We start from the raw sequence: 11,804 nt of genomic DNA on the forward strand, positions 1-11,804 counted from the left end.
TCCCGCAGGTCAGCCCTCCGCGCCGGACTTCCGCGTGTGCAACTGCCGCGCCACCTCGGCGATCGAGCCCGAAAGCGAGGGGTACACGGTGAAGGCGTTCGCGATCTGTTCGACCGTCAGATTGTTGTCGACCGCGATCGAGATGGGGTGGATCAGTTCCGAGGCGCGCGGCGCGACCACCACACCGCCGACCACGATCCCGGTGCCCGGCCGGCAGAAGAGCTTGACGAAGCCGTCGCGGATGCCCTGCATCTTGGCGCGCGGGTTGCGCAGCAGCGGCAGCTTGACGACGCGGGCGTCGATCTTCCCGGCGTCGACGTCGGCCTGCGTGTAACCGACCGTGGCGATCTCGGGGTCGGTGAAGACGTTGGAGGAAACGGTCTTCAGGTTCAGCGGGGTGACCGCGTCGCCCAGGAAGTGGTACATGGCGATCCGGCCCTGCATGGCGGCCACCGACGCCAGCGCGAAGACGCCGGTGACGTCACCGGCGGCGTACACGCCCGGCGCGGAGGTCCTGGAGACCTTGTCGGTCTTGATGTGCCCGGAGTCCTTGAGCGTGACCCCGGCCTCCTCCAGGCCCATGCCCTCGGTGTTGGGGATGGCGCCGACGGCCATCAGACAGTGCGAGCCGGTGATGACCCGGCCGTCGGCGAGGGTGACCTCGACCCGGTCGCCGACCCGTTTGGCGGACTGGGCGCGGGAGCGGGCCATGACGTTCATGCCGCGCCGCCGGAAGACGTCCTCCAGGACGGCGGCGGCGTCCGGGTCCTCGCCGGGCAGCACCCGGTCGCGGGACGACACGAGGGTGACCCGGGAGCCGAGCGCCTGGTACGCCCCGGCGAACTCGGCGCCGGTGACGCCCGACCCGACCACGATCAGCTCCTCGGGCAGCTCGTCGAGGTCGTAGACCTGGGTCCAGTTGAGGATGCGCTCGCCGTCCGGGCGGGCGTCGGGCAGCTCGCGCGGGTGACCGCCGGTCGCGATCAGCACGGCGTCGGCGGTCAGCGTCTCCTCGCTGCCGTCGGCGGCGCGCACCACGACCTTGCGCGACCCGTCGAGGGCCTGCATGCCCTCCAGGCGCCCGCGCCCGCGCATGACGCGCGCTCCGGCGCGCGTCACGGAGGCGGTGATGTCGTGCGACTGGGCGAGCGCGAGGCGCTTCACGCGCCGGTTGACCTTGCCGAGGTCCACGCCCACGACCCGGGCGGCCTGCTCGATGTGGGGGGTGTCGTCGGCGACGATGATGCCCAGCTCCTCGTAGGAGGAGTCGAAGGTGGTCATCACCTCGGCCGTGGCGATCAGGGTCTTCGACGGCACGCAGTCGGTCAGTACCGACGCCCCGCCCAGACCGTCGCAGTCGACGACGGTCACCTCCGCGCCGAGCTGCGCGGCGACCAGCGCCGCTTCGTATCCGCCGGGTCCGCCACCGATGATCACGATCCGAGTCACGTACTCCATTGTCCCGCACGCTTCAACGGCGCACCGCCCGGGGGCCCCGCCCGATGCGCCCCCGTTATCCGGAACACCCCGTACCCTCTCCCCATGTCGCTCTACGCCGCGTACGCCGGCAACCTCGACGCGCGGCTGATGTCCCGCCGCGCCCCGCACTCGCCGCTGCGCGCCACCGGCTGGCTGAACGGGTGGCGGCTGACCTTCGGGGGCGAGCGGCTCGGCTGGGAGGGCGCGCTGGCCACGCTCGTCGAGGACCCGCTCTGCCAGGTCTTCGTCGCGCTGTACGACATCGCTCCGATGGACGAGGACGCGCTCGACCGCTGGGAGGGCGCGGGCCTGGACATCTACCGCCGCACCCGGGTCCGGGCGCACACCCTGGACGGCGAGGAGGGCGCCTGGACGTACGTCCTCAACGCCTACGAGGGCGGCCTTCCCTCGGCCCGCTATCTGGGCGAACTCGCCGACGCGGCGGAATCGGCGGGGGCGCCGCACGACTACGTGATGGAACTGCGCAAGCGGCCGTGCTGACGCCGGTTACCTCGGCGGGTGCCACGTCAGAAACGACAGCGCAACAATCGGAAACCGGCCGACCTCATCATCTACGCGCGTAGGCCCGGACCGGCTACCCTCGTCCGCGTGAACGCATCTCTTCTTCCGGACGACATCCAGGGCGACCCCTACGCCGCCGCCGACGCCGCCGCGGCCCGCCTGCGCGAGCTCACGGGCGCCGAGACCCACGACGTCGCCCTCGTGATGGGCTCCGGCTGGGCCCCGGCGGTGGACGCCCTGGGCGCCCCCGAGGCCGAACTCCCGGTCACCGACCTGCCCGGGTTCCCGCCGCCGGCGGTCGAGGGCCACGGCGGCAAGATCCGCTCGTACCGCATCGGCGACCGCCGCGCCCTGGTCTTCCTGGGCCGCACCCACTACTACGAGGGTCACGGCGTCGCCTCCGTCGCGCACGGCGTGCGGACCGCCGTCTCGGCCGGCGCGAAGACGGTCATCCTGACCAACGGCTGCGGCGGCCTGCGCGAGGGCATGCGCCCCGGCCAGCCGGTCCTGATCAGCGACCACATCAACCTCACGGCGACCTCCCCCATCGTCGGGGCGAACTTCGTGGACCTCACCGACCTGTACTCGCCGCGGCTGCGGGCGCTGTGCAAGGAGGTCGACGCGACGCTGGAGGAGGGCGTGTACGCCCAGTTCCCCGGCCCGCACTACGAGACGCCGGCGGAGATCCGGATGGCCCGGGTGATCGGGGCGGACCTGGTGGGCATGTCGACGGTCCTGGAGGCCATCGCGGCGCGGGAGGCGGGGGCGGAGGTGCTGGGGATCTCCCTGGTCACGAACCTCGCCGCGGGGATGACCGGGGAGCCGCTGAACCATGAGGAAGTACTCCAGGCCGGGCGGGATTCGGCGGCGCGGATGGGGTCGCTGCTGACGCAGGTGCTGGGTCGGCTGTAGCAGCCGTACCAGGGGGCGCCGCCCCCTGGACCCCCGGACCTTTGCCCACTCACCACCCGTTTGCCGTCGGCCGAGAGGTGAACCATCAGCCGGCCGAGCCGGCGGCGGGTGGGCGAAGCCCCCTGAACGCGCACCCGCACCGCACCCGCACCGCACCCCGCACCGAAAGGACCCCCGTGCACGCCGATGTCATCGCACAGGCCAGGACCTGGCTGGCCGAGGACCCCGACCCGGAGACCCGGGCCGAGCTGGCCCGGCTCATCGACAAGGAGGACGTCGCCGAACTCACCGCCCGTTTCTGCGGCACCCTCCAGTTCGGCACCGCCGGGCTGCGCGGCGAGCTGGGCGCCGGGCCGATGCGGATGAACCGGGCGGTCGTCATCCGGGCCGCCGCCGGTCTCGCCGCGTATCTGAAGAAGCAGGGGCACGGGAGCGAGGGGCTGGTCGTCGTCGGGTACGACGCCCGGCACAAGTCGTCCGACTTCGCGCGGGACACCGCCGCCGTGATGACCGGTGCCGGTCTGCGCGCGGCCGTGCTGCCCCGGCCGCTGCCCACCCCCGTGCTCGCCTTCGCCATCCGGCACCTCGGTGCCGTCGCGGGCGTGGAGGTCACCGCCAGCCACAACCCGCCCCGGGACAACGGGTACAAGGTGTACCTCGGCGACGGTTCGCAGATCGTGCCCCCGGCGGACGCGGACATCGCCGCCGAGATCGACGCCGTGGGGAGCCTGGACGGCGTACCCCGCCCGGACGGTGGCTGGGAGACCCTCGACGACGCCGTCCTCGACGCCTACCTCGCCCGCACCGACGCCGTCCTCGCCCCCGGCTCCCCTCGTACGGCCCGTACCGTCTACACGCCGCTGCACGGCGTCGGCCGGGAGACGCTGCTCGCCGCCTTCGCGCGGGCCGGTTTCCCGGAACCCGTCCTCGTCGCCGAACAGGCCGACCCGGACCCGGACTTCCCGACCGTCGCCTTCCCCAACCCCGAAGAGCCCGGCGCGATGGACCTCGCCTTCGCGACGGCCCGCGAGAACGCACCGGACCTGGTCATCGCCAACGACCCGGACGCCGACCGCTGCGCCGTGGCCGTACCCGACGCCGGCGGGTGGCGGATGCTGCGCGGGGACGAGGTCGGGGCGCTGCTCGCCGCCCATCTGGTGCGGCGCGGAGCGACCGGGACCTTCGCGGAGTCGATCGTCTCCTCCTCGCTGCTCGCCCGCATCGCCGCCGCGGCCGGGCTGCCGCACACCGAGACCCTCACCGGCTTCAAGTGGATCGCCCGCGCCGAGGGCCTGCGCTACGGCTACGAGGAGGCGCTCGGTTACTGCGTCGACCCGCAGGGCGTGCGGGACAAGGACGGCATCACCGCGGCGCTGCTCGTCACCGAGCTGGCCTCCGTGCTCAAGGCGGAGGGCCGGACCCTGCTCGATCTCCTCGACGACCTCGCCGTCGCGCACGGGCTGCACGCCACCGACCAGCTGTCGGTACGGGTCGAGGACCTCACCGTCATCGCGGACGCCATGCGGCGGCTGCGCGAGCGTCCGCCGGGCGTGCTGGGGGGCCTTGCGGTCACCAGGGCGGAGGATCTCACCGAGGGCACGGACGGGCTGCCGCCCACCGACGGGCTGCGGTACACCCTGGAGGGGGCCCGCGTGATCGTCCGGCCCAGCGGTACCGAGCCCAAGCTCAAGTGCTATCTGGAGGTGGTCGTCCCGGTCGCCGACCGTGCCGGGCTGCCCGCGGCCCGGGCCGGGGCGGCCGAGCTGCTGGCGGGGATCAAGCGGGACCTGTCCGCCGCGGCCGGTCTCTGAGCCTCCGGCGCCGGGCCTCCGACGCCCCTTCTTTCACCGGAAGTTGGTCTGTCGCACGCGTCTCGTGCGTCCGCCGCGGGCACGGCCGTCGCACGGTGGAGCAGAGCGCGGACGCTTTCCTCCCCCCCTTGGGAGGCGTTCGCGCCGGCGTCCCGCAGCCCCCCTTTGCATCGCGGGGCGCCGAGCCCCCGGCCGGGGACGGGTCCCCTGACCCGTCCCCGGTCTTTTTTCCGTGCCCGGGGGCTCCTCAGCCGGTCGTGGCCGTCTCCTCGGCCGACGGGGACGCGCTGTCGGAGGGGGCCACCGAGGGCGTGGGCGTGGGCGAGCCGGTGGGGTCGGGGCTCGCCGGGGTCCCGGTCGTCGGGTCGGGGTCCGGGGTGGTGGTCCGGGTGGGCGTGGGCTCCGGGGACGTCGAGTCGGCGGGGGTGGGCTCCGGGGACGTGGTGGGCGTCGGCTCCGGGGTGGGGGTGATGGACGGGGCGGGGGTCGGGGCCGGGGGCGCGGTCGGGGTCCTGCCGGGCGTCGGGGTCGGGGTGGGCTTCCCGGCGCCCTCGGTGCCACCGCCACCGCCACCGCCACCGCCACCATCGCCGCTGCCGCTGCCGCCGTCGCCCTTGCCGGTGCCCGTGCCGCCCGTTCCGCCCGTGCCTCCCCGGGTCACCGGACGGGTGGCGGGCGTGTCGCCGCCCGCGCCGGGGCTCTCGGGGACCACACCCGTTCCGTCGGGGACGGTGTGCACGCCGCGCAGGTAGAACTGCATCCAGCCGAGGACCAGGTTCAGATAGTCGCGCGAGTAGTTGTAGCTGAGGACCGCGCGGTCCAGGTCCGCGCCGGTGCGCAGGTCGCGGTCGCCGGCGCACAGGTAGTGCCCGGCGGCGAGGGCGGCGTCGTAGATGTTGTCGGGGTTCGCCTCGCCGTCGCCGTTGCCGTCGGCGCCCCAGGTCTTCCAGGTGGTCGGCAGGAACTGCATCGGGCCCACGGCACGGTCGTAGACCGCGTCCCCGTCCCAGGCGCCGCCCTCGCTGTCGAGGATCAGCGCGAAGCCGTTGCCGTCGAGGGCGGGGCCGGTGATCCGGGTGAGGGTGTCGCCGTCCGCGTCGACGGCGCCGCCGCGGGCGTGGCCGGACTCGACCTTGCCGATGCCGGCGAGGAGTTCCCAGGGCAGGCCGCAGCCCGGGTCGGTGCGGGCGACGGACGTCTCGGCCCGCTGGTAGGCGGCGAAGACACTGGCGGGCAGGCCGGCCTCGGAGGCGGCGCGCTCCTCGGTGGCGTCGACGGCCGCCTTGCCGAAGACCTTCTCGGCGGCCCGCACGGCCTTCAGCGGCGGCAGTTCGACGTGGTACGAGTCGTCGCCCTGGGAGGGCACGTCCGGCAGGGGCGCGTCCGGCGGGACGAAGCCGCCGGGGACGGTCACGTCGTCGTCCTGCGCCACCGGGGCGGTGTCACCGGTCCCCGGTGCCTGGGAGCCGGCGGTGAGCAGGGCGGTGACGACGGTGGCGAGGGCCGCGCCGCGCAGGCCGCGCACACCTTTCAGCGGGATGGTCAGCGATCGGGCAGGCATGGCGAGTGCTCCTGGCGGTCAGGGGTGGGTGAAGGTGGTCAGAGCCGGACCAGGTAGCTGAACCCGGTGTCCGGGCCGACGCAGGACTGGAGGGTGAGGTCGCCCCAGTACAGGCCGGCGGCGGGGACGCCCCGCCCGGGGGTGAGGTAGGTGGCGTACACCTGGTAGGTCCAGGTGCCGTCGACGGTCGTCAGCGTGACGCGGGTGCCGACGGGCAGCTGGGCGAAGCGGTCGAAGCCGTTGCAGTAGTCGTGGCCGACGATGACCAGGGTCCGCATCTCGTAGCCGTCCTCCCGCCCGATCTCGGGGCCGGTCCACTGCACGGCGTCCTCGCAGGCGTCCACCTCGGCCTGGCCCCCGCGCCGGACGTACGACGTCCAGTCCCCGATGCGCAGAACGGCCCGCCCGGCGGTGGGGGACGGCGCGGCGGCCGGGGTCCGCCCACGGGACGGACTCGGCTTCCGGGAGAGGTCGGGGCCGCGGCGGGCGGGGCTCGCCGTGGCGCCGGGCGAGGAGGGGGTGGCGGACGGGGTCCGGGCCCGGTCGCGGGCGGGGTTCGACGGCAGGGGCGGTACGGCGGTGGTGGCGTCCGGCGCGGGTGCGGGCGCCGGGTCGTCGTCGCCCTGGCCGCCGTACGGCACCGTCTGCGAGGAGGGCGGCGGCGAGCCGGCGCCCCGGGCCGCCGCGGCGGGCGGGGCTCCGGTGCCGCCGGACGCGCCGCACCCGGCGACGAGGAGTACGGCCGCCACCGCCAAGGCGCACGTCCCTGGCCACCCCGTCACCCGAAGCGCCCGTTCACGTAGTCGGAGGTGCGCTCGTCCTGCGGGGAGCCGAACATCGCCTCGGTGTCGCCGTGCTCGACGATGACGCCGGGGGTGCCGTGCGAGGCGAGGAAGAAGGCGCAGGTGTCGGAGACGCGGGCGGCCTGCTGCATGTTGTGGGTGACGATGACGATGGTGACCTCGGAGCGCAGTTCGGCGATGGTCTCCTCGATGCGGCGGGTGGAGGTCGGGTCCAGGGCCGAGCAGGGCTCGTCCATCAGCAGCACCCGGGGACGTACCGCCAGCGAGCGGGCGATGCACAGGCGCTGCTGCTGGCCGCCGGAGAGCGCGCCGCCGGGCTGCCGCAGGCGGTCCTTGACCTCTTTCCACAGGCCCGCCTTGGTCAGGCACTCCTCGACCAGGTCGTCCTTGCCGTCGCGGGTGGCCTTGATGGCGTTGAGCTTGAGGCCGGCCAGGACGTTGTCGTAGATCGACATGGCGGGGAAGGGGTTGGGCTTCTGGAAGACCATGCCGATCTCGCGGCGGGCGTGGGTGATGCGGCGGCCCCGGTCGTAGATGTCCTGCTCGTCGAGGAGGACCCGGCCGGCCAGCGACGCCGAGCCGATCAGCTCGTGCATCCGGTTGAGGATGCGCAGGAACGTCGACTTGCCGCAGCCGGAGGGGCCGATCAGCGCGGTGACCTGTCGGGCCGGCATGGTCAGCGACACCCGGTCCAGGACCTTGTGGTCGCCGAACCAGGCGGAGACGTCCTCGGCGCGCAGGGTGGCGGGGCTCGCGAGCGGCTGCCCGGTGGCGATCCGGGGCAGAACGGCGGTGGCGGCGGTGGCGGTGCTGTCAGTGGTCATGGGTGGATCAACTCCCGTACGGGTACGCGGTGTTCAGAGCAGGTTGGGCAGCAGCGCGGTCAGCGCGCCGGAGACGGCGAGGCCGAGCGCGGCGAGTACGGGAGCCGCGCAGATCCAGGTCTGCCAGTAGCCCCAGAAGCGGTGCGCGGCCACCGTGAGCAGCGCGGCGAGCAGCAGGGCCTGCGACCACAGGAAGACCGCCGGCCAGGCCCGGCCGTCGGTGCCGAGCGCCTGCTCGGAGTCGCCGATCCAGCCGGCGGCGAGGTCGCGGGGCGGGTGGGGCTGGACGTCGGTGAGCAGTTCGGCGTCGACGCGCAGCACGCCCTTGGGGGTGTACGGGCCGCCGTCGGCGGTGATGAGGGTGAGCCGTCCCTGGCCCTGGGCGATCGGCTCGGGCAGGTCGTCGCCGGCCCGGCGCACGCCGGTGACCTCGTAGACCGCCTTGCCCTGGCCGGTGGTGAGTTCGACGCGGGCGCCGGCGGGCAGTTGGTGCACGTCGTTGAAGGGGCTGCCGTACGCCCACTGGCGGCCCATGATCACCGAGGTGCCGGCCTGGCCGGGCAGCGGGGTGTCGCGGCGGTGGCCGGGGCCGGACATCAGCACCTCGGAGGTGGTGCCCTCGGCGACGACCTCTTCGAGGCCGAGCGCGGGGATCTTCAGCAGGGCGACGGGCGCGCCCGGCTCCAGCAGCTCGCCCTCGTAGTCGCGCTGGCCGACGGGGGCGGTGCCGAGGGCGAGCTGGCGGCGCAGTTCGTCGTAGGCGGTCTGCTGGTCGCGGGCGTGCTGGAGGTGGCCGACGACGGTGAGGTTCGCGGCGAACCCGAACAGGACGGCCGCCAGGACGCACAGGGCCGCCCCGGCGAGTGCGAGCCCGGGGCGGGCGGGGGGCCGTTCGTCCGGCTTGCGCGGCGGCAGGGGGGCGGGCGGCGGCGGTACGGCGGGCGGACCGGCCTCGGCCGGCGGGACGGCCGCGGGTGGGGCGAGGGTGGTCACGGGGTGCGCTCCTGGAGGCGGGACGTGAGTACGTGGGTCCGGGGCGGGCCCGGGGGCGCGTCGGTGTGCGCCCCCGGACCGCCGGGCCGGTCGGCGGTTCAGCCGTTCGGCTGCTCAGGCGTTCAGCGGTGCTGCGGGGTGGTGCCGCCGAAGGCCAGCAGGCCCTTGCGGCGCATGTGCAGCACGAGGGCCGCGCCGGCGCACAGCAGGGCGAGCGCGGTCAGGGCGATGGCGCCGACCTGGGCGCCGGTGGAGGCCATCGTGCCGCCGGTGCCGGTGGTGTCGCCGCCGGTGCCGCCCGCGCCGCCGCTGCCGTCGCCGCCGGTGCCGCCGCCCGTCGTGCCGGAGGTGTCGCCGGAGGCCGACTCGGAGCCGGAGGGGTCGGGGCTCTCGCTGCTCTCCGCGCCGGTGGTGAACGCGAAGTCCACGGAGTGCGCGTCCTCCTTGTCGCCGGCCTCGGCGAGGGTCAGCGTGTGGTCACCGTCCTCGATCTTCTCCGGGACGGTGAACTCGTACTCCTCCACGGTGCCCTCGGCGTTCGCCTTGGCGTCCTCGAAGGTCTCCTCGCTGTCGGCGAGGGTGACCTCGACCGTGGCGTCCGCGGTGTAGCCGGCGGCGGTGATCTTCACGGTCTGGCCGGGTGCGAGGTTCGGGTCGGCGTCGAGGGCGTTGCCGTCCTCGTCGGTCACTTCGAGGCCCGCCGGTTCGGTGGGGTCGTCGGTGGGTTCCTCGTCGGTGGCGTCGAAGACGAACAGTGCCTGCTTCTGGAGCGAACCGCCCTCCCGGAACTGGAGGGTCGTCTGCCCGCTGATCGTGCGGTCGGGCACGGTGAACGCGTAGTCGAGGACCGTACCGTCGGCGCCCGCGGTGGCGTCCTGGAACGTCGCTCCGGTCGCGTTCGTCTGGCTCACTTCGACGGTCGATCCCGGTGTGAAGCCCTGGATGGTGATCTTCGCGCTCTCGCCGATGGCGAGGGTGGGCTTGTCGCCGAGGGGGTTGCCGTCGGCGTCCTTGGCGGTGACGAGGTAGCCGATGCCCACGGTGACCTTGCCCTCGGCACCGGTGTAGGCGTCGGGGTCGGAGGGCGTGAAGGCGGCGGTGTAGGGGTGCGCGCCGCCGATGGCCGGTGCCTTGACTGTGAGTGCGGCCGTGCCGCCCGTCACGTCCGCCGTGCCGAGCGAGGTGTCGCCGTCCTTGAACTCGACGGAGCCGGCCGCCGTGGCGGGCACGACCGTGGCGGTGAGCTTGAGGTCGCCGTTGACGGAGACGCCGTCGGAGGCGGCCAGGGTCAGGGTGGTGGCCTGCTGCTTGAGCGCGGTCCAGGTGTCGCCCACCACGGTGATCTTGGCGTGGAAGCGAGCGGCGGTGGTGATACCGCTGCGGCACAGCAGGGCCATCGTGTAGGTGCCGTCCAAGGACTCCGTGGTGACGTACTTCTTCAGCGCCGTCTCCAGGCTCACCGGTGTCGTGGGCGACTTCAGGCCGACGGTGAAGCCGGCCGCGCTGTTCGGGATCGCCGCCGTGGCCGATCCCATGTTGGTGCCGGAGGTGGTGCTGCCCGGCTTGTAGAGCCAGAGAGACGGCGAGTTGGCGCTCTGGCCCTCGGCCGGGTCAGGACAGCCGGTGCCCGTGGTCGCGGACGTGGCCATGAGCGGGTCGGCGAGCTTCCCGGTCTCCGGGGTGAGCGTGAACGAGCCCAGGTTGGTGACGACCGCTCCGGCCTTGGCGGCGAAGGTGAGTACGCCGGCCAGCGCGGCACACAGCACGGCGATGCTCGACAGCAGCGCCACGGGTGATCTCAGTGGTGCGAGTCGGTGGTTCATGTGGTGGTCCCCCCACGGGGTTCTCGGTCGAGGATGGTCACGCCGCCCGGGGCCGGGCGGCGTGGTGGAACGCCGCCGGGCCGGGCACCCGCTGGGTGCCCGGCCGTCGCGCGTGGTCATCGCATGGCGGTCAGCTGTTGCCCTTGAGGGTGGTGCTGCCGCAGTCGGCGACAGGGCTGAAGCCGTAGTCGGTGATCGTGGCCTCGTCCTGGCAGACCTTCGAGTCGGGACCGACGAACGTCTCGGCGATGTCGGTGTCGGTCAGGCGGGCCGTCTCCACGACGTTGTAGACGGGACGGCTGTACTGGCCGCCGTCGATCGTGCCCAGGACGGTGTCGCCGTGCACGTCCTCGATCAGTTCACCGGTCTGGGAGATGTACTTCGCCACGGAGTACGGGGCGATGTGCGCGGTGGAGGTGAGGTCCGTGCCGCGGTGCTCCTGCATGGTGCCGACGCAGGAACCCAGGGCCGGGTTGCCGATCTGGGCCAGGAAGAAGCTGCGGGTGCCCGAGCCGCTCTGCGGCAGCAGGGGGGTGACCGGCTGGCCGTTCAGGGTGGTCTGGGTGCACTCGTAGATGGCCTTCAGCTGGGCCGTGGTGACGTTCAGACCGTCGGCGTCGTTCAGCGGGCTGTCCTCACGGACGGCCACCTTCAGCTGGTCCGCGGCGAACGGGACGAAGGTCAGGTTCGTGCCGGCGGTCGCGGTGCCGCGCGAGGAGCGGGCGAAGTCCAGGCAGTCGGTGCCGGCCGCGATGTCGTTGACGAGCGCGGTGATGCCGGCCGAGGAGCCGTTCGGGCGGTTGATGGTGCAGTTGGCGTTGTTCTCACGGGTCGTGATCTGGGTGGAACCGGTCGCGTTGTACGACGCGATCAGCGTGCCGCCGTCGATGGACTCACCGAGGCCGTTGACGACGTCCTCCGTGGTGTCGGAGCCGACGCCGGCCAGCACGCGGTAGGAGCCGTCGGCCGGGTCGGCCGAGGCGACCGGGGCGAGGACGGTGAGGCTGAGGGCGGCGGCACCGACGACGGCACCGGCGAGAGCGCGGGACTTGACGTTCACTTCTGTTCTCCTCCGT

At 73.6% G+C, this 11,804-nt stretch carries 10 protein-coding genes; 3 read left to right on the forward strand and 7 right to left on the reverse strand.

Annotated elements, in window-relative coordinates:
- Positions 1–9 precede the first annotated feature (9 nt).
- Entirely contained in the window at positions 10–1,458 is a 1,449-nt protein-coding gene (locus ACIQR3_RS02050; protein WP_215164576.1) for an NAD(P)H-quinone dehydrogenase, read from the reverse strand.
- Positions 1,459–1,542: 84 nt separating this feature from the next.
- Here ACIQR3_RS02050 and ACIQR3_RS02055 point away from each other — a divergent pair, with 84 nt between their 5' ends.
- The 3 genes from ACIQR3_RS02055 (at position 1,543) to ACIQR3_RS02065 (ending at position 4,724) form a co-directional block, all read left to right on the forward strand.
- Positions 1,543–1,980 (forward strand): gamma-glutamylcyclotransferase, encoded by a 438-nt coding sequence (locus tag ACIQR3_RS02055; RefSeq protein WP_215164575.1) that lies wholly within the window; start codon positions 1,543–1,545, stop codon positions 1,978–1,980.
- Positions 1,981–2,088: 108 nt separating this feature from the next.
- Entirely contained in the window at positions 2,089–2,913 is an 825-nt protein-coding gene (locus ACIQR3_RS02060; RefSeq protein ID WP_215164574.1) for a purine-nucleoside phosphorylase, read from the forward strand.
- 176 nt (positions 2,914–3,089) lie between these two features.
- Entirely contained in the window at positions 3,090–4,724 is a 1,635-nt protein-coding gene (locus ACIQR3_RS02065; protein WP_403532864.1) for a phospho-sugar mutase, read from the forward strand.
- Positions 4,725–4,971: 247 nt separating this feature from the next.
- Here ACIQR3_RS02065 and ACIQR3_RS02070 read toward each other — a convergent pair whose 3' ends face one another.
- The 6 genes from ACIQR3_RS02070 to ACIQR3_RS02095 form a co-directional block, all read right to left on the reverse strand.
- On the reverse strand, positions 4,972–6,285 hold the full coding sequence (locus ACIQR3_RS02070) for a lytic transglycosylase domain-containing protein (protein WP_403532866.1): 1,314 nt from the start codon (positions 6,283–6,285) through the stop codon (positions 4,972–4,974).
- Between the two features lie 38 nt (positions 6,286–6,323).
- Positions 6,324–7,040: a hypothetical protein gene (locus tag ACIQR3_RS02075; protein ID WP_403532868.1), complete on the reverse strand. Its 717-nt coding sequence runs from the start codon at positions 7,038–7,040 to the stop codon at positions 6,324–6,326.
- A 23-nt stretch (positions 7,041–7,063) separates the two neighbouring features.
- Positions 7,064–7,912 (reverse strand): phosphate ABC transporter ATP-binding protein PstB, encoded by an 849-nt coding sequence (gene pstB, locus ACIQR3_RS02080; protein WP_403532870.1) that lies wholly within the window; start codon positions 7,910–7,912, stop codon positions 7,064–7,066.
- Positions 7,913–7,945: 33 nt separating this feature from the next.
- A complete protein-coding gene (locus tag ACIQR3_RS02085; RefSeq protein WP_403532872.1) occupies positions 7,946–8,905 on the reverse strand; it encodes a sortase in 960 nt (319 codons plus the stop codon).
- A 122-nt stretch (positions 8,906–9,027) separates the two neighbouring features.
- Positions 9,028–10,728, reverse strand: coding sequence for a hypothetical protein (locus ACIQR3_RS02090; RefSeq protein WP_403532874.1), 1,701 nt, complete (start codon positions 10,726–10,728; stop codon positions 9,028–9,030).
- Between the two features lie 130 nt (positions 10,729–10,858).
- Positions 10,859–11,788 (reverse strand): substrate-binding domain-containing protein, encoded by a 930-nt coding sequence (locus tag ACIQR3_RS02095; RefSeq protein WP_403532876.1) that lies wholly within the window; start codon positions 11,786–11,788, stop codon positions 10,859–10,861.
- Between the last annotated feature and the right edge of the window lie 16 nt (positions 11,789–11,804).

This window comes from Streptomyces sp. NPDC090994 (genome assembly GCF_044768905.1).
Lineage (GTDB): Bacteria > Actinomycetota > Actinomycetes > Streptomycetales > Streptomycetaceae > Streptomyces.